The organism is Allobosea sp. P4_E12 (genome assembly GCF_056401655.1).
Map to the genome: position 1 here is coordinate 298341 of NZ_JBFUIY010000005.1, position 24567 is coordinate 322907.

The window sequence follows — 24567 nt, forward strand, 5'->3', positions numbered from 1 at the left end:
GCGAAATGATTTCGCAAGAATGCGACGACGATGTTGACCCATGATGATCTCGCCCTGATCCTCGCGATCGCGCGCGCCGGCCGGATGAAGCAGGTGGCCGAGATGCTCCAGACCCATCCGGCGACGGCCTATCGCAGGCTCGAGGCGCTGGAGCGTCGGCTTGGCAATCCGCTCTTCGAACGCGGGGTGGACGGCTATGTCCCGACGGTGTTCGCGGAGGAGATCATCCAACGCGCGGGCGATATCGAGCAGCGGCTGGATGAACTGAACCGGGCGGTCGCGGGCCGGGACAACCGCCTCCGCGGCACGCTGAAGGTCACGACGGTCGATACGCTGGCCTATATCGTCGCGCCGATCGTGCTCAGCTTCGCGGACGCGCATCCGCAGATGTCGGTTGAGCTGCAATTCTCCAATGCGATGGCCGATATGGCGCGCAACGAGGCCGATGTTGCCATCAGGCCGACGCATGCTCCGCCGGAAGCCCTGGTCGGGCAGCGGGCCGCGCGCTTCGGCTTTGCAGCCTATTCGGCGAATGACGACGGAGGTGTGCGAGACATGACCCAGCTTCTGGCGACTCGGCGATGGATCGGCCTTGCGCCGGCCCTGATGCATGCCCCGGCGGCGCGCTGGCTGCGTGATCACGTTCCGACGGAGCGTGTCGGTGCAAGCGTGGATTCATTCTTCGCGGCGGCCGTTGCGGCGCGATCAGGGGCTCATGCGCTTTTGCCGAGCTATCTCGGCGACGAGCCATCGCTCGGACTGGCTCGCCTGAGCGAGCCGGTTCCTGAGCTTGCATCCGAGATCTGGGTTTTGACCCATCCCGATCTGCGTCATGCCGCCCGGGTCCGGGCCTTCACCCGGCACGCGGCGAAGGCATTGCGCGAGCGATTGGCCTGACGGTTCAGGCGACGCCGAGCGTCAGCAGGTCATGCACATGCACGAGGCCGACCGGACGTTCCTCAGCGTCCGCGACGACCAATGCCGTGATGCGCAACCGGTTGACCATCTCGAGTGCCTCGACGGCCAGCGCATCGGGGGCGATGCGGCGCGGGGATGGGGTCATCACATCGCGGGCGCGCAAAGCGCTCGGCCCGCCGGAGCCGAGCTTGCGGCGCAGGTCGCCATCGGTGACGATGCCGGCGAGGCGCCCGTCGAGATCGGTGACAATTGCGCAGCCAAAACCCTTGGCCGAGATCATCGCGATCACATCCGGCAGCGCAGTGTCGAGGCCGACGCGGGGCAGGCCCTCGCCACGATGCATGATGCTCTCGACCGTCTTGAGCTGCGCGCCGAGCTTGCCGCCGGGGTGGTAGACGAAGAAATCCTGGCGCGAAAAGCCACGGGCCTCGAGCAGCGCAATCGCGAGCGCGTCGCCGAGCGCGATCTGCATGGTCGTCGAGGTCGTGGGGGCGAGCCCGTTCGGGCAGGCCTCTTCCGCCTTCGGGATCACGAGGGCAATGTCGGCCTCGCGGCCAAGCGCGCTCTCGGCATTGGCGGTCAGCGCGATCAGGCCGACGCGGAAACGGCGGGTATAGGCGACGATGGCGGACAGCTCCGCCGCCTCTCCGGACCAGGAGAGGGCGATGACGACATCCTCCGGCTGGACCATGCCGAGATCGCCATGGCTCGCTTCGGCCGGATGCACGAAGAGGGCAGGGGTCCCGGTCGAAGCCAAGGTCGCTGCGAGCTTACGCCCGACATGGCCCGATTTGCCCATGCCGGTGACGACGACACGGCCGGCGGCAGCGCGGATCAACTCCACAGCGGCTGCAAAGGGTTCGCCCAGGCCGTTGGCGAGCGCGGTGTGAAGCGTATCGAGCCCGGTGCGCTCGGTCGCGATGGTGCGGAGCGCCGAGGCGCGGATATCGGCTGTCATGGCTGGGGCGTCTAGCACAGTCCGGGCGGGGACTTCCACCGTCAAGCCTTGCAGCAGGACTGCCAAGCCTCGCAGCAGGGCTGCCAAGCCTCGCAGCAGGGTGCATTGACGGCACGTTAACCCTCTTCGTTCTAACTCCGTTAACCATGCGCGCCATCCGGGCGCGCCTTGGCTTGTTCCGGAGTTCGCTCTCCTCGTGTCCCGTCGCGTCACGACCGTGCTTTTGACAGGCGCTGCAGCAGCAGGCCTTGCGGCGGCATGGCCGGCGATCGATACGGCATGGGCGCAGCAGGCGCGGGCCCCGAGCCTGCGCAGCACCGTACCCGCCTATGTCGCCCAGGCCCAGGCGACGCCGGATCAGGCACAGCAGAACGCGACCTCGCCGATTCCCGAGGCGGTGCGCGATCCGGCTGCCTTGATCCAGAACCAGCCTTCGACGATTTCCAACCGCGCGCCGCCGCGCGCCAGCCGCCAGGTCCTGGCGCCCGGCCTTCGCGGCGTCACGCAGCGCCAGTTCCGCGCGCCCCAACCGGCCGTTTCGACATTGCCGCAACCAGGCCCGGCGGCGCCGCCGCCGCTGCGGCGGCGTTCGATCGTCGAGGAAGACCCCTACGCGCCGCTGGGGCTCAGGCTTGGCAATGTCATTCTGACCCCGGCGACGACGAATTCCGTTGGCTATGACAGCAATCCGCAGCGCGTCTCCGGCCCGAACAAGGGCTCAGGCTTCGCTCGTTACGAGGGCGAGCTTGGCATCCAGTCGGACTGGAACGTGCATCAGTTGAGGGGCAGGCTGCGCGGCGCCTATTCCGAGTATTTTCGCGATGGCGAAGCCTCGCGCCCGGATGGCGAGGGGGCGCTTGATCTTCGGCTCGATGCCACCCGCGATACCCGCATCCTGCTGGAAAGCCGCCTCAGGCTCGATACGCAGCGTCCCGGTTCGCCGGACCTCAATGCGCCGGTCGTCGGCCGGCCGCTGACCTATTTCTATGGCGGCTCGGCCGGTGTCACGCATGACATCAACCGTCTGCAGCTGACGCTACGGGGTTCAGTCGACCGCCAGGACTTCGAGAACGCGAAGCTGATCAGCGGCGCAACCCTGAGCCAGGCCGACCGCAACCAGACGGACTATGGCTTGCGGCTACGAGCCGGCTATGAGCTGACGCCGGGCCTCAGGCCTTTCATCCAGGGCGATATTGACACGCGCCAGTATGACCAGCGGGTGGATTCCAATGGGTTTGAGCGCTCTTCGAACGGGTACACCGTCAGTGTCGGCTCCACTTTCGAAATCAGCCGGCTGGTCACGGGCGAAGTGTCCGTGGGCTATCAGGACCGGGCCTATGAGGATCCCCGGCTGAGGAACCTGCGCGGCATGGTTGGCGATGCCGCGATCCTGTGGACGCCGACCCCTTTGACGACGGTGACGCTGCGCGGCACCTCCGAGCTTGGCGATACGACGATCTCGGGCAGCAGCGGCACCTGGGCGCGACGAGCCACCCTCGAGGTGGCTCATGCCTTGCGCCGCAATCTGACTGTGACCGGCTTCACCACCTTCGGCCGCACCGCCTATGAGGGGCAGGGGCTGCGTGAAGATTATACGGCGATCGGCGCCCGGCTCGAATACAAGCTGACGCGGACCTTCGCCGTGCGGGCGAGCTTCACCCACGAACGCCTGAACTCGACTGCGCCGAACTCGGATTACACGGCCAATGTCGCGCAGGTCGGCCTGCGGCTGCAGTTCTAAGCCAGGCTTGGCATGATGGCCGGCGCCGCGCCGGCCCCCTCATCACCTCGGGTTCCCGGGCCCGCATCGGGCCTGGCCCGGGAACGACGGTGCGACGGTTACGCCTCGAGCAGCCGCTCGATTTCCGCGCGCAGTTGCGGGCCAAGGTCGCCGCGCTGGAGCGCATAGGCGATGTTGGCGGTCAGGAAGCCGAGTTTCGAACCGGTGTCGTATATATCCCCATCGAAGCGCACGGCGTAGAAGGGCTCCTGCCGGGATAGTGCGATCATCGAATCGGTGAGCTGGATTTCGCCGCCGGCGCCTGTTTCCTGGTTCGCCAGCAGATTGAAGATCGTCGGCTGCAGGATGTAGCGGCCGGTGATGTGCAGATTCGAGGGGGCCGTTCCCTTTGCCGGCTTCTCGACCATCTTCGTGATCTTCGAGACCTTGGCCTTCACGTCCTCGACGCCGACGATCCCGTATTGATGGGTCTGGTCGTCCGGCACCGGCGCCACGCCGATGTGGTTGCCGCCGTGCTTCTCGAAGGCGTCGATCATCTCGGCGAGGCAGCCCTTGCCGAGGCTGTGATGGAGCATATCCGGCAGCAGCAAGGCGAAGGGCTCGTCACCGATGACATCGCGTGCGCACCAGACGGCGTGGCCAAGGCCAAGCGGAGCCTGCTGACGGAGGAAGCTCGCGGCGCCCGCCGGCGGCAGATCCGCCCTGAGCGCCTCCAGTTCCTTCATCTTGCCGCGCTTGGCCAATGTGTCATCGAGCTCATAGGCGATATCAAAATGGTCTTCGATCACGCCCTTGTTGCGGCCGGTGACGAAGACGAAATGCTCGATGCCGGCTGCCCTGGCCTCGTCGACGACATGCTGGACGACCGGACGGTCGACGATGGTCAGCATTTCCTTGGGGACCGCCTTGGTGGCGGGAAGGAAGCGGGTACCAAGGCCCGCGACGGGAAGGACGGCCTTGCGGATGCGTTTCGTCATGAAAAACCCATTTCGCGCACCTAGCGTGGTGCGCCTGCGTCGGAAGGGCAAAGCGTAGGAAGCCGGCGTGCCCCGATCAATGCCAGCTGTTGCCAAGGCTGTCGCGCAATTCTGGCGAAAGGCGGGCCAGCCTGTTCCTGATACCAATCGTCGCTTGATGCGTCGTCAATCCTTTTTGCTTAAGGCCTATGCCAGAGCGATGACAATCGGAGACGATACATGACGATTCTGGTCTCGGGCGGCGCCGGCTATATCGGCAGCCATATGGTGCTGGAGCTGCTCGATCGCGGCGAAAAGGTCGTCGTGCTCGACGATCTCTCGACCGGCTTCTGGTGGGCCGTGCCCCCGGAAGCGACATTCGTACAAGGCGATATGGGCGATCAGGCTCTGGTCGAGCGCGTCATCGCCGAGCATGGCATCACCGAGATTGCGCATTTCGCAGCCAAGATCGTGGTGCCCGATTCGGTTTCCGATCCGCTTGGTTACTATCTCAATAACACCGTGAAGACGCGCGCCCTGCTCGAGAGCGCGGTGCGCGGTGGCGTCAAGCACGTGATCTTCTCCTCGACGGCAGCAGTCTATGGTGAGCCGGCCGTCAGCCCCGTGCCCGAGGAGATCGGACTTGCGCCGATCAACCCCTATGGCCGCTCGAAGCTGATGAGCGAGTGGATGCTCGGCGATGTCGCGCGTGCCCACGGCCTGACCTATGTGGCACTGCGCTATTTCAACGTGGCCGGGGCCGATCCGCGCGGCCGTTCCGGGCAGTCCGCGGCGAACGCCACCCATCTGATCAAGGTCGCGAGCCAGGCGGCGCTCGGCCAGCGCGCCGGGCTCGAGATCTTCGGCACGGACTATCCGACGCCGGATGGCACCTGCGTGCGCGACTATATCCACGTCACCGATCTGGCGCGGGCGCATCTGGCGGCGCTCGATCATTTGCGCGATGATGGCGCCAGCCTGACACTGAACTGCGGCTATGGTCGTGGCTATTCGGTGAAGGAGGTGGTCGAGGTGGTGAAGCAGGTGTCGGGGACGGATTTCCCGGTCAAGCTCTCGCCGCGCCGGGCCGGCGATCCGGCGTCCCTGGTTGCCAAGGCCGACCGCATCCGCGCCGAACTCGGGTGGCAGCCGGAACATGACGATCTGACGCAGATCGTGACGCAAGCCCTGGCCTGGGAAGAGGTTCTGCGGACCCGAAACGCGCGGTGATTGCGCTACGTTAACCCATGGTTAATCTTGTTCGGGCGCTGTTGCTGAAGTCGTTTACGCCCAGCCTGTCCTAGCAAGGTTTTTGCCCATGCGCCGCCTGTCCCTCGTCCTCGCCGTGGCCACAGCCAGCCTCGTCCCGGCGCTGGCTCAGACGACAGGCTCGATCAACGCCTCGGCGCGCTCGCACAGCACGAATGCTGCGACCGCCGGGCAGGGCCAGGCGTCCTTCGATGCCTTCCTGCAGCGGCTCTGGCCGCAGGCGCAGGCGCGCGGCATCTCGCGCAAGACCTTCGATCTGGCCTTTCGCGGGGTGACGCCGGATGCCTCGATCGTCGCGCTGACGAAGAAGCAATCGGAGTTTTCGGCGCCGATCTGGACCTATCTCAACAACGCTGTCGGTGGCACGCGCGTCGCACGCGGGCGTGACGCTGCGGCCGACAATGCAAATACGCTCGCCCAGGTCGAAGCCCGCTATGGCGTGCCCAAGGAGGTCGTGCTCGGCGTCTGGGGCATGGAAACCAATTACGGTTCGTTCAAGGGCGACAAGGACACGATCCGCTCGCTCGCGACGCTCGCCCATATCCGCTATCGCGGCGACTTCTTCCGCGATGAACTGCTGACGGCGCTCGAGCTGATCGAAAAGGGCTATGTCGAGCGCAGCGAGCTGCGCGGCTCCTGGGCGGGAGCGATGGGGCACACCCAGTTCATGCCGTCGAGCTACATGAAATACGCCGTCGACTTCACCGGAGACGGGCATGCCGATATCTGGGCTTCGACCAGCGACGCACTGGCCTCGACCGCCAACTACCTCAAGGGCTACGGCTGGGTGCCGGGCCTGCCTTGGGGCATGGAAGTGAGGCTCCCGGAGAATTTCGATCACCGCATCAACAAGGCAAGTTTCTCTGCCTTCAACGCGGCAGGGGTGCGGCGGGCCGATGGGCGGGCGCTGCCATCCTCGGGTGAGGCGCGGCTGTTCTTTCCTGCCGGCTATCGCGGCCCCGTCATGCTGCTGACCGCGAATTTCGACGTCATCAAGAAATACAACTCCTCTGACGCCTATGCGCTTGCGGTCGGCCATCTCGGCGACCGGATCGCAGGGCGTCCGGCAATCCAGGCTGAATGGCCGGTCTCGGCGCCGCGGCTGGACATGGCAGGAACCAAGGATCTGCAGCGGCGGCTGAAGGTGCTTGGCTTCTATGATCATGATGCCGACGGGCGCATCGGCACCGGCACACGCGAGGCGGTGCGCCAATACCAGCTGAGCGCTGGCCAGATCGCCGATGGCTACCCGACGCCGGCGCTTCTCGCGCGCATGCGTGGGGCGCGCTGACTCCAGCCTCCGACCGCGGTATGATGCCGGCGAACTCCGTCGGCCGGCGTAGGACCGAGAGCGCCATGCGTTTGCGTTCACTTCTGATGGTTCTGGGGGCTGCCCTGCTCCTGCTGCTGACCGGCGGCCCGTCCTCCTTTGCCGAGAACGACACGATGCTGACGCGTGATCCCACGCTGCAGCGTGGCCGCGGGTTCGTTTTTCCCTTCAGCCGACTTCAGCCGCAGCCCCAGCCCGCGCCACAGCGCCAGCGCGTGGCGCCAGCCCAGGCACGCAGGACGTCGCCGGTGGTCGTACGCGACGATCCGGTCATCCCCAAGGTCGATGTCAGCCACCATATCGTCGTGCTGGGGGATTCGCTTGGCGATCTCGTGGTCGGCGGGCTCGTCGAGGCCTTGAATGATCGTCCCGACGTCGCGGTGATGCGCAAGACGAAACTCGAATCCGGTCTTGTCCGCGCCGATTTCTACGATTGGCCCAAGGCGGTCACCGATCTGCTGGCGAGCGACCAGAAGATCACCGTCGCCGTGATGCTGCTCGGGCTCAATGATCGGCAAGCGATCCGTGAAGGCGAGACCCTTCATGAGCCGCTGAGCGAGCGTTGGCTGGAACTCTATCGGGATCGGGTCGACGGCATCGCCGGGGCTTTTGCGGCGAAACGCATTCCCTTGCTCTGGGTCGGTCTCCCGCCCGTCCAGAATTCACGCCTTACCGCCGACTATGTCATTCTCAACGACGTCTATCGGCAGCGTGTCGAGCGGGCCGGCGGCCAGTACATCGATCTCTGGGGCGGTTATGTCGATGCCGAGAACCGCTATAGGGCGATGGGGCCCGATGTATCCGGGCAGACGACGCGATTGCGCACCGCCGATGGCATTCATTTCACCAAGGCGGGGGCACGCAAGGCCGCTCACTTCATCGATGTGGTGATCCGCCGTCTGATCGAGGGGCGTCCGGAACAAGGCGTGATCGCGCTTCCGGTCGCGCCCGAGACCGGGGCTCCAAGCAATCCGGAACTGCAGGCCGGCGGCATCGAACGCCTGATCGACCGTATGGTCCAGGGATTGCCCGACCTCGGCGGCCTTGGCCCCTTGCTGCAGGCAAAGCCGCTCGCAGGTCCGATCATGCCGCTAACAGGGGTGTCGTCCAATGGGGACCGGGCGCTGCTCGCCTCGATCCAGGAGGCGAGAGGACGGGGCGACCTCGCCACCCAACTCGACCGCGTGTTCGGCGAGGGGGTCGCGAGCGAACCGAAGCCGGGTCGCATCGACGATTACCGCTGGCCGCGCCGGAACTGACCGGAACCGACACGAATATCCCGCTTCCCTTCGGGAGAAGGGGAGCCCCGCAGCGCCGAGACGGGCAAGGGGCAACTCGGGCCACCTGCTCCCCTCATGCGACGCCGGCTGCGACATGTCCTCCCCGAGCGGGAGAAGGGATCTCCCTATCGCGGCAGGATGGTCTCGCCCATCAGGTGCTTGTCGATGGAATGGGCCATCTGGCGACCTTCGCGGATCGCCCAGACGACCAGCGACTGGCCGCGGCGCATGTCGCCGGCGACAAACACCTTCTCGACCGAAGTCTTGTAGGCGAGCGTGTTCGCCTCGACATTGCCGCGCTTGTCGAGCGTGACGCCGAGCTTCTCGATCAAGCCTTCACGGACCGGCGAGACGAAGCCCATGGCGAGCAGGACGAGATCGGCCCTGAGGTCGAACTCGGTGCCCGGGATCGGCTTCAGCGCATTGTCGACGCGGGCGCAGTTCAGCCGGCGGACCTGGCCATTCTCGCCGGTGAACTTCAGCGTGGTGATGGCGAAGTCGCGCTCGGCCCCCTCCTCGTGACTGGAGGAGGTTCGGAGCTTGAGCGGCCAGTTCGGCCAGGTCAGCGCCTTGTTTTCCTTCTCCGGCGGCTGCGGCATGATCTCGATCTGAGTCACCGAGAGCGCACCCTGGCGCACCGAGGTGCCGATGCAGTCAGACCCGGTATCGCCGCCGCCGATGACCACGACATGCTTGCCCGTCGCCAGGATCTCGGCACCATTGCCGTTGGCTGCCTCGCCGCCGACGCGACGGTTCTGCTGCGGCAGAAAATCCATGGCGAACTGGATGCCAGCGAGCTCGCGACCCTCGATCGGCAGATCACGCGGCTTCTCGGCGCCACCGGTCAGGCCGACGGCGTCATAGCGCGCCAGCAACTCGGCCGGGTCGATATCGACGCCGACATTGGCATTGTAGTGGAAGACGACGCCTTCGGCCTCCATCTGGCGGACACGGCGCTCGACATGGGACTTCTCCATCTTGAAGTCCGGAATGCCGTAGCGCAGCAGGCCGCCGGCGCGCGCCTGGCGCTCATAGAGATGCACCTCGTGGCCGACACGGGCGAGCTGCTGGGCCGCAGCGAGGCCCGCCGGACCGGAGCCGATGATGGCGATCTTCCTGCCGGTCTTGGCACGCGGCAGTTGGGGGATGATCCAGCCCTCCTGCCAGCCCTTGTCGACGATCGCACATTCGATCGATTTGATGGTGACCGGCGTGTCCTCGAGATTCAGCGTGCAGGACGCCTCGCAGGGGGCAGGGCAGACGCGGCCGGTGAACTCCGGGAAGTTGTTGGTCGAGTGCAGGTTGTCCAGCGCCTCGCGCCACTTGTCGTTGTAGACGAGGTCGTTCCAGTCCGGGATCTGGTTGTTGACCGGACAGCCGTTGTGACAATACGGGATGCCGCAATTCATGCAGCGCGCCGCCTGGTCGCGGGTTGCCTCCGCGCCGAGCGGAATGACGAATTCCTTGTAGTTCCTGATCCGGTCCGAAGCCGGAAGGTACTTCCGGTCGCGACGGTCGATCTCGAGGAAGCCGGTTACCTTGCCCATCGTCTCACATCCGCCTGATTGGGTTACTCGGCCGCGACCGACATGCCGGCTTGCGCCCGCTCGATTTCGAGGAGGGCACGCCGGTATTCGACCGGCATGACCTTGACGAATTTGGGCAGGTATTCCGTCCAGTTCTCGAGAATGTCCTTGGCCCGCTGCGAGCCCGTGTAGCGGTGATGATCGGCGACGAGCTGGTGCAGGCGCTCGGCGTCGTATCCGGACATGTTGGCCATCACGTCGATCCGGCCCTTGAACTCGAGGTCGCCGCCATGGTGGTGGATGCGCTGCATCAGCTCCTCCTCCTCGGTGACCGGCTCGAGATCGACCATGGAGAGGTTGCAGCGCTTGGCGAAGCTCTTGTCCTCGTCGAGCACATAGGCGACACCGCCGGACATGCCGGCCGCGAAGTTGCGGCCGGTCTGGCCGAGCACGACGACGACGCCGCCGGTCATGTATTCGCAGCCATGATCGCCGGTGCCCTCGACCACGGCGATCGCGCCGGAATTGCGCACGGCGAAGCGCTCGCCGGCGACGCCGCGGAAGTAGCATTCGCCCGAGATTGCGCCGTAGAGCACGGTGTTGCCGACGATGATCGAATTCTCGGCGATGGTTTGCGCATCCGGCGACGGCCGGATGATCAGCTTCCCGCCTGAGAGACCCTTGCCGACATAGTCATTGGCCTGGCCCGTGAGATCGAGTGTGACGCCATTGGCGACCCAGGCGCCAAAGCTCTGGCCGGCCGTGCCGGTGAGCTTCACCGTGATCGTGTCCGCCGGCAGGCCGGCATAGCCGTAGCGCTTGGCGACTTCGCCCGAGAGCATCGCACCGGTCGAGCGGTCGACGTTGCGGATCGGGCTCGTGATGACCACAGCCTCGCCCTTGTCGAGGGCGGATGCAGCCTCGGCGAGCAGCGTCCGGTCGAGCACGGTGTCGATCGGGTGCTTCTGGCGCTCGACATGGCGGATGGCGACTTCGCCCTTCACCTCCGGCTTGTGGAAAATCCGGGTGAAGTCGAGTCCCTTTGCCTTCCAGTGGTCGATCGCCTGCTTCTTGTCGAGCCAGTCGGAGCGGCCGACGAGATCGTCAAACCTGGCGACGCCGAGGCTCGCCATGATCTCGCGCACGTCCTCGGCGAGGAAGAAGAAGAAGTTGATGACGTGCTCGGGCGCGCCCTTGAAGCGCTTGCGCAGCACCGGATCCTGGGTCGCGACGCCGACCGGGCAGGTGTTGAGGTGGCACTTGCGCATCATGATGCAGCCGGCCGCAATCAGCGGAGCGGTGGCAAAGCCGAACTCGTCGGCGCCGAGCAGGGCACCGATGACGATGTCGCGGCCGGTGCGAAGGCCGCCATCGACTTGCAGCGCGATACGCCCGCGCAGCTTGTTCAGCACCAGGACCTGATGGGTCTCGGCGAGGCCGATCTCCCAGGGTGATCCGGCATGCTTGATCGAGGTCAGCGGCGATGCGCCGGTGCCGCCCTCATAGCCCGATATGGTGATGTGGTCGGCGCGTGCCTTGGCGACGCCGGCCGCAACCGTGCCGACGCCGAGCTCCGAGACGAGCTTGACCGAGACATCGGCCGCCGGGTTGRCGTTCTTSAGGTCGWRGATCAGCTGSGCCAGRTCCTCGATCGAGTAGATGTCGTGRTGCGGCGGCGGSGWGATCAGGCCGACRCCCGGGGTCGAATGCCGGACCTTGGCGAYGCGCGCGTCGACCTTGTGGCCGGGCAGCTGGCCGCCCTCGCCGGGCTTGGCGCCCTGCGAGATCTTGATCTGCATCATGTCGGAATTGGCGAGGTATTCGACCGTGACGCCGAAGCGGCCGGAGGCGACCTGCTTGATCGCCGAGCGCATCGAGCGGCCGTCGGGCAGCTTGACGAAGCGCTCTGGCTCCTCGCCGCCTTCGCCGGTGTTCGACTTGCCGCCGATCGTGTTCATGGCGATGGCGAGCGTCGAATGCGCCTCATGGCTGATCGAACCGAAGGACATGGCGCCGGTCGAGAAACGGCGCACGATCGAGGCCGCCGACTCGACCTGATCGAGCGGGATCGGCTTGGTGCCGAGCGCGTCGGCATCCTTGATCTGAAACAGCCCACGGATCGTCGAGAAACGCTGGCTCTGGTCGTTCACCAGCTCGGCATAGGCCTTGTACTTGTCCTGCGCATTGCCGCGGACGGCATGCTGGAGCAGCGAGATGTTCTCCGGCGTCCAGGCATGGTCCTCGCCGCGGATACGGAAGGCGTATTCGCCGCCGATATCGAGCGCATCGCGATAGACCGGCGAGTCGCCGAAAGCATCGCGATGCCGGCGCACGGTTTCTTCCGCGAGCTCCGGCAGGCCGACGCCCTCGATCGAGGACACGGTGCCGGCAAAGTACTTGTTGATCGTCTCGGTCTTCAGGCCGATCGCGTCGAAGATCTGCGCGCCGCAATAGGACTGATAGGTCGAGATGCCCATCTTGGACATGACCTTGAGCAGGCCCTTGCCGACAGACTTGATGAAGCGCTTGACGACCTCGTAGCGGTCGACCTCCGGCGGGAACTCGCCGGCCTCGTAGAGCGCCTCGAGCGTTTCGAAGGCGAGATAGGGGTTGATCGCCTCGGCGCCGAAGCCGGCAAGACAGGCGAAGTGATGAATTTCGCGCGGCTCGCCGGATTCCACAACGAGACCGACCGAGGTGCGCAGGCCCTTGCGGATCAGGTGGTGATGGACAGCGGCCGTCGCCAGCAGAGCCGGGATCGGAATGCGGTCCGGCCCCACCTGCCGGTCGGAGAGGATGATGATGTTGTAGCCGCCATGCACGGCCGCCTCGGCCCGTTCGCAGAGCCGTGCGATAGCGCCTTCCATGCCGGCTGCGCCTTCGCGCGCGGGATAGGTGATGTCGATCGTCTTGGTGTCGAAGCGGTCCTCGTAGTGACCGATGCAACGGATCTTCTCGAGATCGTCATTGGTCAGGATCGGCTGGCGCACTTCAAGGCGCTTGCGGCGCGAGGTGCCCTCCAGGTCGAGGATGTTCGGCCGCGGCCCGATGAAGGAGAGCAGGCTCATCACCAGCTCTTCGCGGATCGGGTCGATCGGCGGGTTCGTGACCTGTGCGAAGTTCTGCTTGAAATAGGTGTAGAGCAGCTTCGACTTCGAGGAGAGCGCCGAGATCGGCGTGTCGGTGCCCATCGAGCCGACGGCCTCCTGGCCGGTCACGGCCATGGGCGCCATCAGGATCTTGGTGTCTTCCTGGGTGTACCCGAAGGCCTGCTGGCGATCGAGCAGGGCGACATCGGTGCGCGAGGCGCGCGCCTCGACCGGCGGCAGCTCCTCCAGCACGATCTGGGTCCGCTTCAGCCAGTCCTTGTAGGGATTGGCGAGGCAGAGCGAGGTCTTGATCTCGTCATCGCCGATGATGCGGCCTTGATCGAGATCGATGAGCAGCATCTTGCCGGGCTGGAGACGCCACTTCTGGACGATCTTCTCTTCCGGGATCGGCAGCACGCCATATTCCGAAGCGAGCACGACGAGACCGTCATCGGTGACGAGATAGCGCGCGGGCCGCAGGCCGTTGCGGTCAAGCGTCGCGCCGATCTGCTTGCCGTCGGTGAAGGCGATGGCGGCAGGGCCGTCCCAGGGCTCCATCAAGGCGGCGTGATATTCGTAGAAGGCGCGGCGCTCTTCATCCATGAGCGGGTTGCCGGCCCAGGCCTCGGGCACGAGCATCATCATGGCATGGGCGAGCGAATAGCCGCCCTGGACCAGGAATTCGAGGGCGTTGTCGAAGCAGGCGGTGTCGGACTGGCCCTCGTAGGAAATCGGCCAGAGCTTCGAGATATCCGCGCCAAACAGCTCGGAATCGACCGAGGCCTGACGAGCAGCCATCCAGTTGACGTTGCCGCGCAGCGTGTTGATCTCGCCATTATGCGCCACCATCCGGTAGGGGTGGGCAAGGCGCCAGGACGGGAACGTGTTGGTGGCGAAGCGCTGGTGGACGAGCGCAATCGCGCTCTCGAAGCGCGGATCGGTCAGGTCCTTGAAATAGGAGCCGAGCTGCGTGACGAGCACCATGCCCTTGTAGACGATGGTGCGGGCCGACATCGAGACCGGGTAATAGGTCGCGGTGGCGCGGTCCTGGCGCTTGTAGACCTTATTCGAAACAGACTTGCGCAGGACATAGACCTTGCGCTCGAAATCATCCTCGTCGGTGATCTCGACCGGACGGCCAACGAAAAGCTGGCGATGGGTCGGCTCGGTTTCCTTCACCGCTTCGCCGAGGTCGCTGTTATCGACCGGTACGTCGCGCCAGCCGAGGAAGACCAGGCCTTCCTCCTCGACCGTCTGTGCGACGATCTCCTCGCAGACGGCGCGGTCGCCGGCATCCTGCGGCATGAAGAACTGGCCGATGGCGTAGTGGCCGGGCTCGGGCAGGGCGATGCCGAGCTTCGCGCATTCCTCTTGGAAGAAGCGATGCGGAATCTGGGTGAGGATACCGCAACCATCGCCTAGCTTGGGGTCGGCGCCGACAGCGCCGCGATGGTCGATATTGTGCAGGATCTGCAGGCCCTGCTCGACGATCGCATGGGTCTTGCGGTTCTTCATGTCGGCGATGAAGCCGACGCCGCAGGAATCCTTCTCGAAGGACGGATCGTAGAGGCCCTGGCGCTCGGGCATGGCCGGATCGCGCACCGTCAGGACCGGCTCGGTGGCCGTCATGGTCGTCACAGCTTTGCTGCTGAAGACACCCGACTTGCTGGTTCCGCTCATCGTCAAACCCCGCTTGCCATACCCCTCGCGCTTCCGCCGAGAGACCCGCATCAGTCTACATCGCCGTCCGCACCGGCCCCTGCTAGCCTTCAAGGCAGCAAGGATGGAGCCAGTCCGGCCAGGTTCGTCTGTCAGAGGGGGGCTTGCGCTGTTTTAATCCCGCGCCCGCGTCCTCCGCAGGCGCCTCGGGCTTCCCAGAGCCCTGTCGCGCCTGTTTACGCCGCCGTTTTACGGGCGGCGCGTTTACGGTTGGCTGTGGCGGTCGTGGCCGGGCCCCTCGTCATTGCTCCGCTCCGTTGCGATCGTCCGACATCAGGCTCGCGGCCTCATGTCAGCGCGGTGAAAAATGGGACAGTAACACTGTCCTATTGAGACGAATTTGCCAGAATTCTAATGTCGGCACAAGCGTGAATTTTGGGCGGATTGGAAATATTGTTGCGATATGCGTTTCGATGGCGACATTTCCGGGATGAAAGGCACAGTTGGGTCGCACGCTTCTTGTCCGAAGGGCTTATACCGGCGGCGGCCGGTCCGGGCTCAGTCGCGCCGTGCAAGGCGTCATTCCGGCCTTGCGCTTGGCAGGGCGCGCCCGCCTCGCTAACGCTCGTTCATGAACTTCATCAGCGACAATACGGCGGGTGCGAGCGCCCCGGTGATGGCCGCGATCGCGGCCGCCAATGACGGCGCAGCGGCCGCCTATGGCACCGATATCTGGACCCAGCGCGTCGAACGGCTCTTTGCCGAGCTGTTCGAGCACGAGGTCTCGGTTTTCCTGGTGACCAGCGGCACGGCTGCGAACGCGCTGGCGCTGGCCTGCCTGACGCGCCCCTGGGGCGCGGTCCTGACCCATCAGGAAAGCCACGTCGCCGATGACGAGTGCGGCGCGCCGGAATTCTTCGGCGACGGCGCCAAGCTCATCGGCCTGCCCGGTACCGGCAACAAGATCACGCCTGAGTCCGTGACCAAGGTCTTGGCGCGGATGCGCGAGGGGGCGCTGCATCAGGTGCAGCCGCAGGCGGTCTCGATCACGCAGGCAACCGAATGCGGGTTGGTCTATCGTCCCGACGAGGTGCGGGCCCTGAAGCAGGCGGCCGAGCCCCGCGGCCTGAAGCTGCATATGGATGGCGCCCGCTTTGCCAATGCGCTGGTCACGCTGGGCTGCTCTCCAGCCGAGATCACCTGGAAGGCAGGCGTCGACGTCCTGTCCTTTGGCGGCACCAAGAATGGCGCCTGGGCGGCCGAGGCCGTGGTCTTCTTCGATCAGGCCTTGGCCGCTGAAATGAAATGGCGGCGCAAGCGGGCCGGTCATACGCTTTCCAAGGGCCGGCTGATCGGCGCACAATTCGAGGGCCTCCTGGCCGGCGGCCATTGGCTGGCGCTGGCGCGCCACGCCAACGCGATGGCGTCCCGGCTGTCCGAGGCGGTTGCGAGAGGCGGCTCGGTGCGGTTGGCCTGGCCCTGCGAGGCCAATACGGCGTTTCTCGTCCTCGATGCTGCAACGCAGGAGCGGCTGAAGGCGGCCGGGGTCGGCTATCACGCCTGGTCCGACACCGCGCTTCCCGACGATGCAGCGCTTGCATCGGGCGATATTGTCGGTCGGTTCGTGATGTCCTTTGCGACGCGCTCCGAGGATGTCGAACAGCTGATATCGCTGCTGAACGCGCCGTCTCGCTGAAATATCCCCTGATTGACGCCGCATGGGTGCCGTAATCCCTAAGGAAGACTGAAGTCCCCGTTCGGTTCGTTAACAAGGATGGAGATATGGCTTCTGTTTCGACCGCGCGCTCGCGCGCCGCGCTGATCGGCCTGGCTGTTGCCGGCGCGCTGGCGGGCTCGGCCGGTGGAGCCGCCGCGCAGTATTATTACGACTATGGCTACGAATATGTGCCGCGTCGCGCTTATGGCTATGGCTACGGCTATCGTTATGCACCGCCGCCGCCTGCGCCGTTGTCTTCACGGAGCATCGCCGAGATCGCCATCCGCGAGCACAGGCTCGCCCAGGTCGACCGCACCACGCGCACCGAGTCCGATTTTGTGGTCGATGGGCGCATGGCGAATGGCCGGCGCGTACGGCTGATCTTCGATCGTTTCAGCGGCGATCTCGTCCGGCGGGTGAACCTGCAGACTCCTGAACGAATGAGGGGACCCCCCCCGGATGTCGCGCGCGTCGATCCGCGTGAGCATGCCCCGGCTCAACCGCGGTTGCTGCCGCTCCCGCCGGAGCGCCCCGATTCGCTCAAGGCTCCGGCGGAGGCGAACGCGCCTGCCCAAGTCGTTCCGGCGTCCCCGGCCGCACCGATGCCGGCTCCCGAACGGGAGAAGGCGCCAGCTCCTCCCGCCGAGGCAAGCGCGCCTGCAACGGTCATGCCCCCGTCTCCGGCGGCGCCGACACCGCCAGCCGAACAGGCAAAACCTGTCGAGCAGGCTCCTGCCCAGGCTCGTGCGCCAGCAACCGAGGCTCCATCCGCGCCGGCAACACCCGTCGCTCCGACGCCGGGCCCGACCGCGCCATCCGGCGAGGAGAAGCCGAAGCTGGTGAACCCCGACGATGTTCGCGGAACGGAGACTCCCGAGCACAAGCCGCCGCTTGCGAAGGCTGAATCGCCGGAGATCAAGGCTTCGCCGGTCGAGCTGCCACCGGTCCAGATCGAGGATCCGGCGCCCTCCGCACCGCGCCCGGCGACGCCTGCCGTTCCGGTCGCGCCTCTCGACTGAGAGACGATCGCCAATTCCAGGCGTGAAAAGGGCGCCCCCGGAAACCGGGGGCGCCCTCTGTCTGCCAGCCCTGGGCTGGGCGTGTTACGCGGCCTTAGAAACCTTGGCCTCGAGCACCTTGGCGGGTTTGCCGCCGATGGCGATCTGGCGCGGCTTCTTGGCCTCGGGAATCTCGCGGACGAGATCGATATGGAGCAGGCCGTTCTCGAGGCTCGCGCCGGTCACCTGGACATAGTCGGCGAGCTGGAAGCGGCGTTCGAAGGCGCGTGCGGCGATGCCCTGATGCAGGACTTCGCGCTTCTCGGCGCTTTCGGAAACCTGCTTCTCACCGCGTACGGTCAGGGTGTTTTCCTTGCTTTCGATGGCAAGGTCGCTGTCGGAGAAGCCGGCGACCGCGATGGAGATGCGGTAGGCGTTCTCGGCAGTGCGCTCGATATTGTAGGGCGGATAGGTCGGCGCGGTTTCAGCGCTGGTCGCCTGGTCGAGCAGGTTGAACAGACGATCGAAGCCGACGGTCGAGCGATAAAGCGGGGAAAGATCGAAGTGACGCATGATGTCCTCCAGAAGAAGCGACGTTTGGTCGAGCCTGCCTCGTCTTGAGCACAGGCCCCATTCAGGTTCACGCAGCCGGTATCGGCCTGCGTGACCAGGAATTGGGGAGCGATTTCAGCTTTTCAAGAGCCGCCTCGAGCGGGCATAACCGAGGGCATCCGCCCGGGACTGTCGCCGCGATTCGGAGCGCCTGATGGCCGAGGCCGAGCTTTTTTCCCTCCCCGACTACCCGGTTCCCGGGCATGGCAAGGTCTGGCTTGCTCTGGCGCGCGACGGGGCCAGGCTCCGCTTCGCGAGCTGGCACCCGACAGTAAAGCGAGTGCGCGGTACTGTCGTGATCATCCAGGGGCGCGCGGAGTTCATCGAACGCTACAGCGAGACGATCGCCGAGCTGCGCCGCCGCGGTTTCCACGTTCTCGCCTTCGACTGGCGCGGCCAGGGCGGTTCGCAACGCTTCGTCTCGCGTGAACGCAAGGGGCATGTCGGCCGTCTGCGGCATTACGAGACCGACCTCGCACTTGCCATGGCGGAAATGCAGGCCCGGCTGCCGCCTCCCTATTTCGTTCTGGCGCATTCGATGGGGGCGGCGCTGTGCCTCGACGCCGCCCGGCGCAACGCATTGCCGGTCTCGCGACTGGTTGCGCTCGCGCCCATGCTCGGCCTCTCCATGGTCGAGCGGCCACGGGCGGCGAGCTATCTCGCAAGCGTGCTGTACTGGCTCGGCCTCGGCAGCGCCTTCGTGCCTGGCGGCGGTGACACGGCGATCGCGACCAAGCCATTCCAGGGCAATCGGCTGACGAACGACCCCGTCCGCTATGCCCGGAATGCCGCGCTTTCAGCTGCGGCGCGCCATCTGAGCATCGGCGATCCGACTGTCGGCTGGGTCAGGACCGCGTTCCGGTTGATGAACCGGCTGGCGGCCCCCTCGGCGTCCCTAGAGGTCAGGGTGCCGACGCTGGTGATCGCAGCCGGGCGCGACCCGGTGGTCTCGACGCCTGCGATCGAGCGCTTCGCGGCGAGGCTGAAGACCGGTTCGGCCTTGATATTGCCGACAGCGCGCCACGAGATCCTGATGGAAACGGATGCCGTTCGCGCGCAGTTCTGGGCGGCCTTCGATGCATTCATTCCCGGCGAAGCGATCGCCGGGGCCGGCTCAGCCGGCGAGCAGGGCGAGGGCGGCCTGATGCAGGGTCCTGTTGGCGGCGGCGATGATGCGTCCGCCCTTGGCGGCACTGCCGCCATCCCATGAGGTGACGATTCCGCCGGCGCCTTCGACGATCGGGATCAGAGCGACGATGTCATAGGGTTTCAGCCCGCTCTCGATAACGAGATCGACATGGCCCGAGGCCAGCATGCAATAGGCATAGCAATCGCAGCCGTAACGGGCGAGGCGCACCGCGCTTTCGACGCGCAGATAGGCTTCCTGCTCGGCACCTTGAAACAGTTTTGGGCTGGTGGTCATTACCGTCGCGGTGGCCAGCTCGCCGTTCTGGCGCGTGCGCAGCACCCGTGGCCCGCCCGGACCCTCATAGCGGGCCTGTCGGCCGTCGCCGGAATAGCGCTCGCCGGTGAAGGGTTGGTGCATCATGCCGTAAACCGGAACGCCCTCGCGGGTGAGGCCGATCAGCGTGCCCCAGACCGGGATGCCGGAGATGAAGGCACGGGTGCCATCGATCGGGTCGAGCACCCAGACATATTCGGCCTCACCGTTCTCCGTGCCGAACTCCTCTCCGAGCACGCCATGCTCGGGGAAATTGCGCTTGATCAGGTGGCGCATCACGTTCTCGCCGGCGCGGTCGGCCTCGGTGACGGGATCGAACACGCCGCCGCAGGACTTGTCCTCGGTCGCATGCTTGGCGCGGAAGAAGGGCAGGATCGCCTGGCCGGATTGGGTCGCGAGTTCCGCGACGAAGGCGCCGAAATCAACCGCACTCATCTTTGCTCTCCGGAGCTGCGCTATGCTGCGCAGCAATAATGCAGGATCCAGCCTGCTCGCTCGGTTCTTCTAGCGGCGCTCGTCGTCGGAAAACAAGGAATCTGACGGAAAATCAGCAGTTTTGGATTGCGTGCGGCGCATGGCTCATAAGATTTTCGACAAAGGCGCTTGCTTTTTTGCGCTGCACAGTCATATTGTGCACTGCGAAGGGGCGATCACCTCAAGCCTTCGTTTGCCCTCCTTGGGCGTTTCCTCCCTAGACTTGGGCCGCCACGAAAGTGCGCGGCCCTTTTTTCTGCGCTGCGCCGATGCCGTCATCGCAAGCCTCTGAGAAAACAGGCTATTCCGCAGCTTCGCGCCAATCGTCGAGCCAGCCGCTCCAATGCGCGAAGCACTCCGCCATGGCGGTGCCGATCGCCTGCTCCAACTCTGCAAAACCGGTATGCGGCTCCAGGTTCGCTTCGTTCATGTAGAGGGACCGGTTGATCTCGATCTGCAGGGCATGCACGCCTGAGGCCGGAGCGCCGTAATGTTCGGTGATGAAGCCACCGGCATAGGGGCGGTTGCGCGTGACGCTGAGCCCACGCCGACGAAAGGCTTCCTCGGCGATGTCGATGATGTAGCCGGCGGCGCTGGTGCCGAAGCGGTCACCGAGAATCACATCCGACTTGGCGAGCCCGTCGCGGTCGAGCCCGGTCGAGGGCATCGAGTGGGCGTCGACCAGAATGCAGGTGCCGAAGGCGCCTTGCGTGCGCTGGACCAGGCTGCGCAGCCCGGCATGGTAGGGGCGATAAAGCTCGTCGATCCTGGCGAGTGCTTCCTCCACCGGAATCTTGCCAAAATAAATCTCGTGCGCGTCTCCGACGATGCGTGGAATTGTGCCGAGCCCCCCCGCGACCCGCATCGAGCGGGTATTGGCGAAGGCGGGCAGGCGGCCGTCGAACATGCGCGGGTCGAGCTCATAGGGCTCGCGGTTCACATCGAGAAAGGCACGCGGAAATTCGGCCACAAGCAGCGGCGCACCAAGGGCGACCGTCTGCGCGAAGAGCCGGTCGACATAGGCATCCTCGGAGCGGCGCAGCGAGCGCAGCGGCAATCGTGCTCGCTCCACGAAGCCGGGAGGGTAGCGACGGCCGGCATGCGGCACGTCGACCACCACCGGCACGACCTGGAGCGGCGGCTGATAGAGGCTGAAGGGGCGCTCGATCTCGACGACGATGTCGGCGGCTTCAGCAGAAAAATTACCGGACGAGATGGTCATGCACGAGGACTGAAGCACACATTGCCGAGCGGATGAAGCGATCTTGAATTCGGCGCTGAATCGAACATCGCGTTCACGCCTTGTTTACCATGTTGGCGCGTTATACTGCGATAGTGTTCCAAGCGCTCCGGGCAGGCGATAACGCTTCGGCGCGTTGGCTCGGAATGCCGAATCGGGCGAGACGAAACAGAGAAGGGGTTGTCCGGGGTGGGCGGCCTCTATCGATAGGCCGAACGGGACGGACGAAGCAGGCCCATGACCAAGATACTTCTCGCTGAAGACGACAACGACATGCGCCGCTTTCTGGTCAAGGCCCTGCAGAATGCGGGCTACGACGTGGCGTCGTTCGATAATGGGCTTTCAGCATATAATCGCCTGCGTGAAGAGCCCTTCGAACTGCTGCTGACCGACATCGTCATGCCGGAGATGGACGGCATCGAGTTGGCGCGGCGCGCCACCGAGCTCGATCCCGACATCAAGGTGATGTTCATCACAGGTTTCGCTGCAGTTGCGCTCAACCCCGATTCCCAGACGCCGAAGGACGCAAAAGTGCTGTCCAAGCCGTTCCATCTGCGCGAGCTGGTGAACGAGGTCGAGAAGTTGCTCGCAGCCTGAGCGCTTTTTGCAATCAAGCGTCTTGCAAGGCGCGAAATGAGCGGCTATAGCCCGCTCAACCTCGCAACAGGGACACGCCGCAAGGCCGAACCTGTTCCGACTGCCAGGACAGATTATCGTCACGGCATGACGGGCGCGTAGCTCAGCGGGAGAGCACTACGTTGACATCGTAGGGGTCACAGGTTCGATCCCTGTCGCGCCCACCATTTCACAAAACCCGGATATCGCTTTGAAGAGCGGTATCCGGGTTTTTGCGTTTGGTGCCTCAATGGCAAGGGCAGCCGCGATGTCCGAATGCCGCCTGATGCGCGGCAGGGGCGCTCCGCCCATCCCTTGAGGGCGGACGGCGCGAATCACTGCCGCCCGTGCTTTGAAGCGGTCTCCGCCGGGCTCAGGCGGGACCTGCTGCCCCCCGCTGTCCACAGGGCCGGTCAGGCGACCAGCCATCGGCAAACCCGCCTAGCGGGCCGCTGCGAGCATGCGATCGACGAAGCCGTCGAGGGCGGATTTGTCGATCCAGCGCAGCACCGCGACGAGATCCTGCGTGGGATCGAGCCAAATTGCGTTGACGCCGGCACCAAGCGCGAAGACGGCCGTGGCGGGAACATTCGGCCGAGCCGCCGCGCCCCGGTTGAGCCACCAGAGATAGCCGTAATTCTCGAGCGTGGGTGAAGGCGACAGCATGTCGTCGATCCAGGCCGGCGATAGCAGCTCACGGCCAGCCCAGGCGCCACCGCGCCCTACGAGCAGGCCCAGCCGGGCGTGGTCGCGCGCGCTGATGAAGAGGCCGCCGCCCCAATGGCCGCCGCCGGGCACGGACTGCATGCTCCGGCCGTCGATCTCGACCGAGGAATTGCGATAGCCCTGCCACTCCCAGCCTTGCGAGGCCCCGATCGGGTCCATGATGCGCTCGCGCAGGACCTCGGGCAGCGGCTTGCGGAAGCGCTGCAGCAGGCAATAGGCCAGCAGGTTCACCCGCACGTCATTGTACTCGTAGTGGCTGCCAGGTGGCTTGAGGGCGCGCCGCTCGCCCTTGCGGCTGTTGTCGGCGCCCGGCCCGATCTGCCGGTTATGATCGACCTGGTCCGACTTGCCGAAGATTTCCCCCTGCCATTCGCTCGATTGCTGCAGGAGATGGCGCCAGGTGATGGCCGCATTCTGCGCGCCCTCGAACCAGGGACCGTCGACGGTTTTCGCCACCGGCTCGTCGACATCGCGAATCAGTCCGTCGGCGACGGCAAGCCCCGCCAGCACGGCGATATAGCTCTTCGCGATGGAGAAGGTCATGTCGGCGCGGGCCGTGTCGCCCCACTCGGCAACCAGGCGGCCGCCCCGGAGGATCAGGCCGGCCGGACCGCCGCGCTCCCTGACCGGGCCGACGATCTCGCTCCAGGGGCCTGACTCGTTCCATTCGACGAGGCCGACATAGCGCCCGTCGGGATAATAGAAGCTGCGCGGCCAGGTGCTCTCCTGCGCCTTGGCGAAGTCGACGGCAGCCTGCAGCCTTGCGGCGTCGAAGCCGGCTTCGGCCGGTGGAATGGTTTCCCAATCGCCATTGGCCGGCGGTACATAGGCATCATTGGTCTGAGACACGTGGCTGTCCTCGGAGGCATTTCGCGGGCCGATCATTGCGAAACGCTACCATACCCGACCGGTCTCAGCCGTCATGTCGAGAGTGATCCCGGCCTGCGCCGCATACCGGGCGCGCAGAGCTCGCCGGCCGGCTGCAGGTGGTCGGGGCGGATCGGTGGCTGATCCCGGCTATGCGGTGCCGTCGTTCAGCGCCATTTGCCAGAAATCCGCCTCGAGACGGGAGGCCTTGGCGAAGAGGGTCGTGAGTTCGGCAAAGCGCTGTTCCGTCATCGCCCGCGCGGCGAGATCGTCGAGATGGCGCCGGGCTGCCATCGCGATTTCCTGATAGGCATCGCCGGCATATTCCCCGATCCAGTCGCGATAGGGATGGTCCCCGAGTGCTTCTGGGCCCGCGGGAGTAAGGTTTCGCCCGATTTCGGCATAGCCGATCACGCAAGGGGCGAGCGCGACATGCAGGTCGAGCAGGTCGCCCGAGACGCCGCAGTCCAGCACGAACCGGGTATAGGCAATCGTCGCGGCATGCTCCGGTGCTGCTTCGATCTCGGTGGGGTGCAGCCCCCAACGGCCGCAGAGCCGGATATGGAGGTCCATCTCGACGTCGAGGATGGCTGCCAGGCCGGCCTTGGCCGCCCGCATGTCGGAAAGCGTGCGGCCCTTGTAGATTGCGAGCGCATAGGCGCGGGCGAACTGGATCAGGAAGAGATAATCCTGCACCAGATAGGTACGGAAGGCGGCCTGCGGCAGCGTGCCAGTCGCCATTTGCCGGACGAAGGCGTGGTCGACATAGCTCGTCCAGTCGGCCTTTGCGGCGGACTTCAGTCGATCGAAAATGTCCATCTCAGGCGTTGTCTCCACAGGCGGTGCCAGCCGGATGCGCGAAATGCGGCATCAGGCCGCCGGAACCGATAGGCTTTGGCGGGCCAGGCTGCAAATTCCGGCTCTACCCCCGAATTCGAACAGCTTCAGGGTGTTTTCGGCGATGGAAGCGCTCGGACCGGTTAGCGCTCGCGGCGGCTTTCTGACCGTCATCAATGTGAAGGCCAGCCCGTCCGGTTGACGTGAAATTCACTTCGCTCTAGAGACCGGCCCGCACTGGACGACCTGTGCCATCTGTAACGCTGGGGACGGCCCCATTGTCTCGGGAGAGA

Annotated in this window: 18 protein-coding genes and 1 tRNA gene; 10 read left to right on the plus strand and 9 right to left on the minus strand. The window is 65.4% G+C overall.

Annotation, left to right across the window (positions count from 1 at the left end; translation table 11 throughout):
- Positions 1-30 precede the first annotated feature (30 nt).
- Positions 31-897, plus strand: coding sequence for a LysR family transcriptional regulator (locus AC1DW9_RS08700; RefSeq protein WP_476775355.1), 867 nt, complete (start codon positions 31-33; stop codon positions 895-897).
- Positions 898-901: 4 nt separating this feature from the next.
- Here AC1DW9_RS08700 and AC1DW9_RS08705 read toward each other — a convergent pair whose 3' ends face one another.
- On the minus strand, positions 902-1876 hold the full coding sequence (locus tag AC1DW9_RS08705) for a KpsF/GutQ family sugar-phosphate isomerase (RefSeq protein ID WP_113511054.1): 975 nt from the start codon (positions 1874-1876) through the stop codon (positions 902-904).
- Between the two features lie 196 nt (positions 1877-2072).
- Between AC1DW9_RS08705 and AC1DW9_RS08710 the strand changes: the two genes are divergently transcribed.
- Positions 2073-3617, plus strand: coding sequence for an outer membrane beta-barrel protein (locus tag AC1DW9_RS08710; RefSeq protein WP_441504333.1), 1545 nt, complete (start codon positions 2073-2075; stop codon positions 3615-3617).
- 98 nt (positions 3618-3715) lie between these two features.
- On the opposite strand, the gene galU is transcribed toward AC1DW9_RS08710, so the two are convergent.
- Positions 3716-4594, minus strand: coding sequence for a UTP--glucose-1-phosphate uridylyltransferase GalU (gene galU, locus AC1DW9_RS08715; protein ID WP_441504334.1), 879 nt, complete (start codon positions 4592-4594; stop codon positions 3716-3718).
- Between the two features lie 219 nt (positions 4595-4813).
- On the opposite strand from galU, the gene galE reads away from it, so the two are divergent.
- From galE to AC1DW9_RS08730, 3 genes are all read left to right on the plus strand, one after another.
- Complete coding sequence (gene galE, locus AC1DW9_RS08720) at positions 4814-5803, plus strand: UDP-glucose 4-epimerase GalE (RefSeq protein WP_441487908.1); 990 nt, start codon at positions 4814-4816, stop codon at positions 5801-5803.
- 88 nt (positions 5804-5891) lie between these two features.
- On the plus strand, positions 5892-7133 hold the full coding sequence (locus AC1DW9_RS08725; protein ID WP_441504335.1) for a lytic murein transglycosylase: 1242 nt from the start codon (positions 5892-5894) through the stop codon (positions 7131-7133).
- A 65-nt stretch (positions 7134-7198) separates the two neighbouring features.
- The gene (locus tag AC1DW9_RS08730; protein WP_441504336.1) at positions 7199-8431 is read left to right on the plus strand and encodes an SGNH/GDSL hydrolase family protein; all 1233 of its coding nucleotides are present in this window, start codon (positions 7199-7201) and stop codon (positions 8429-8431) included.
- Positions 8432-8577: 146 nt separating this feature from the next.
- On the opposite strand, the gene AC1DW9_RS08735 is transcribed toward AC1DW9_RS08730, so the two are convergent.
- Entirely contained in the window at positions 8578-9999 is a 1422-nt protein-coding gene (locus AC1DW9_RS08735) for a glutamate synthase subunit beta (protein ID WP_069879097.1), read from the minus strand.
- Positions 10000-10022: 23 nt separating this feature from the next.
- A complete protein-coding gene (gene gltB / locus AC1DW9_RS08740) occupies positions 10023-14696 on the minus strand; it encodes a glutamate synthase large subunit (RefSeq protein WP_476855073.1) in 4674 nt (1557 codons plus the stop codon).
- Between the two features lie 661 nt (positions 14697-15357).
- On the opposite strand from gltB, the gene AC1DW9_RS08745 reads away from it, so the two are divergent.
- On the plus strand, positions 15358-16422 hold the full coding sequence (locus AC1DW9_RS08745; RefSeq protein WP_476775357.1) for a threonine aldolase family protein: 1065 nt from the start codon (positions 15358-15360) through the stop codon (positions 16420-16422).
- A gap of 86 nt (positions 16423-16508) precedes the next feature.
- Positions 16509-17462 (plus strand): hypothetical protein, encoded by a 954-nt coding sequence (locus AC1DW9_RS08750; RefSeq protein ID WP_476775358.1) that lies wholly within the window; start codon positions 16509-16511, stop codon positions 17460-17462.
- Between the two features lie 84 nt (positions 17463-17546).
- On the opposite strand, the gene AC1DW9_RS08755 is transcribed toward AC1DW9_RS08750, so the two are convergent.
- The gene (locus AC1DW9_RS08755) at positions 17547-18014 is read right to left on the minus strand and encodes an Hsp20 family protein (RefSeq protein WP_441487913.1); all 468 of its coding nucleotides are present in this window, start codon (positions 18012-18014) and stop codon (positions 17547-17549) included.
- A 193-nt stretch (positions 18015-18207) separates the two neighbouring features.
- On the opposite strand from AC1DW9_RS08755, the gene AC1DW9_RS08760 reads away from it, so the two are divergent.
- On the plus strand, positions 18208-19263 hold the full coding sequence (locus AC1DW9_RS08760; RefSeq protein WP_476775359.1) for an alpha/beta hydrolase: 1056 nt from the start codon (positions 18208-18210) through the stop codon (positions 19261-19263).
- Here AC1DW9_RS08760 and hisN read toward each other — a convergent pair.
- Together hisN and AC1DW9_RS08770 are read right to left on the minus strand one after the other, a co-directional pair.
- The gene (gene hisN / locus AC1DW9_RS08765; protein WP_069879102.1) at positions 19168-19950 is read right to left on the minus strand and encodes a histidinol-phosphatase; all 783 of its coding nucleotides are present in this window, start codon (positions 19948-19950) and stop codon (positions 19168-19170) included. The genes AC1DW9_RS08760 and hisN overlap by 96 nt on opposite strands.
- Before the next feature lie 340 nt (positions 19951-20290).
- A complete protein-coding gene (locus tag AC1DW9_RS08770) occupies positions 20291-21211 on the minus strand; it encodes an N-formylglutamate amidohydrolase (RefSeq protein ID WP_441487915.1) in 921 nt (306 codons plus the stop codon).
- Between the two features lie 255 nt (positions 21212-21466).
- Between AC1DW9_RS08770 and cpdR the strand changes: the two genes are divergently transcribed.
- Both cpdR and AC1DW9_RS08780 read left to right on the plus strand, forming a co-directional pair.
- Positions 21467-21826 (plus strand): cell cycle two-component system response regulator CpdR, encoded by a 360-nt coding sequence (gene cpdR, locus AC1DW9_RS08775; RefSeq protein WP_038363805.1) that lies wholly within the window; start codon positions 21467-21469, stop codon positions 21824-21826.
- A gap of 131 nt (positions 21827-21957) precedes the next feature.
- Positions 21958-22032 (plus strand) — tRNA-Val (locus AC1DW9_RS08780).
- A 253-nt stretch (positions 22033-22285) separates the two neighbouring features.
- Here AC1DW9_RS08780 and AC1DW9_RS08785 read toward each other — a convergent pair.
- Both AC1DW9_RS08785 and tenA read right to left on the minus strand, forming a co-directional pair.
- On the minus strand, positions 22286-23419 hold the full coding sequence (locus tag AC1DW9_RS08785; protein WP_476775360.1) for a serine hydrolase domain-containing protein: 1134 nt from the start codon (positions 23417-23419) through the stop codon (positions 22286-22288).
- Positions 23420-23587: 168 nt separating this feature from the next.
- Positions 23588-24256: a thiaminase II gene (gene tenA, locus AC1DW9_RS08790; protein ID WP_476775361.1), complete on the minus strand. Its 669-nt coding sequence runs from the start codon at positions 24254-24256 to the stop codon at positions 23588-23590.
- Between the last annotated feature and the right edge of the window lie 311 nt (positions 24257-24567).

Bases quoted from the DNA above. Each gene is read 5' to 3' on its own strand.
- AC1DW9_RS08700 (WP_476775355.1), top strand. From the start codon at position 31: ATGTTGACCCATGATGATCTCGCCCTGATCCTCGCGATCGCGCGCGCC.
- AC1DW9_RS08705 (WP_113511054.1), bottom strand. From the start codon at position 1,876: ATGACAGCCGATATCCGCGCCTCGGCGCTCCGCACCATCGCGACCGAG.
- galU (WP_441504334.1), bottom strand. From the start codon at position 4,594: ATGACGAAACGCATCCGCAAGGCCGTCCTTCCCGTCGCGGGCCTTGGT.
- galE (WP_441487908.1), top strand. From the start codon at position 4,814: ATGACGATTCTGGTCTCGGGCGGCGCCGGCTATATCGGCAGCCATATG.
- AC1DW9_RS08725 (WP_441504335.1), top strand. From the start codon at position 5,892: ATGCGCCGCCTGTCCCTCGTCCTCGCCGTGGCCACAGCCAGCCTCGTC.
- AC1DW9_RS08730 (WP_441504336.1), top strand. From the start codon at position 7,199: ATGCGTTTGCGTTCACTTCTGATGGTTCTGGGGGCTGCCCTGCTCCTG.
- AC1DW9_RS08735 (WP_069879097.1), bottom strand. From the start codon at position 9,999: ATGGGCAAGGTAACCGGCTTCCTCGAGATCGACCGTCGCGACCGGAAG.
- AC1DW9_RS08745 (WP_476775357.1), top strand. From the start codon at position 15,358: ATGAACTTCATCAGCGACAATACGGCGGGTGCGAGCGCCCCGGTGATG.
- AC1DW9_RS08750 (WP_476775358.1), top strand. From the start codon at position 16,509: ATGGCTTCTGTTTCGACCGCGCGCTCGCGCGCCGCGCTGATCGGCCTG.
- AC1DW9_RS08755 (WP_441487913.1), bottom strand. From the start codon at position 18,014: ATGCGTCACTTCGATCTTTCCCCGCTTTATCGCTCGACCGTCGGCTTC.
- AC1DW9_RS08760 (WP_476775359.1), top strand. From the start codon at position 18,208: ATGGCCGAGGCCGAGCTTTTTTCCCTCCCCGACTACCCGGTTCCCGGG.
- hisN (WP_069879102.1), bottom strand. From the start codon at position 19,950: ATGAGTGCGGTTGATTTCGGCGCCTTCGTCGCGGAACTCGCGACCCAA.
- AC1DW9_RS08770 (WP_441487915.1), bottom strand. From the start codon at position 21,211: ATGACCATCTCGTCCGGTAATTTTTCTGCTGAAGCCGCCGACATCGTC.
- cpdR (WP_038363805.1), top strand. From the start codon at position 21,467: ATGACCAAGATACTTCTCGCTGAAGACGACAACGACATGCGCCGCTTT.
- tenA (WP_476775361.1), bottom strand. From the start codon at position 24,256: ATGGACATTTTCGATCGACTGAAGTCCGCCGCAAAGGCCGACTGGACG.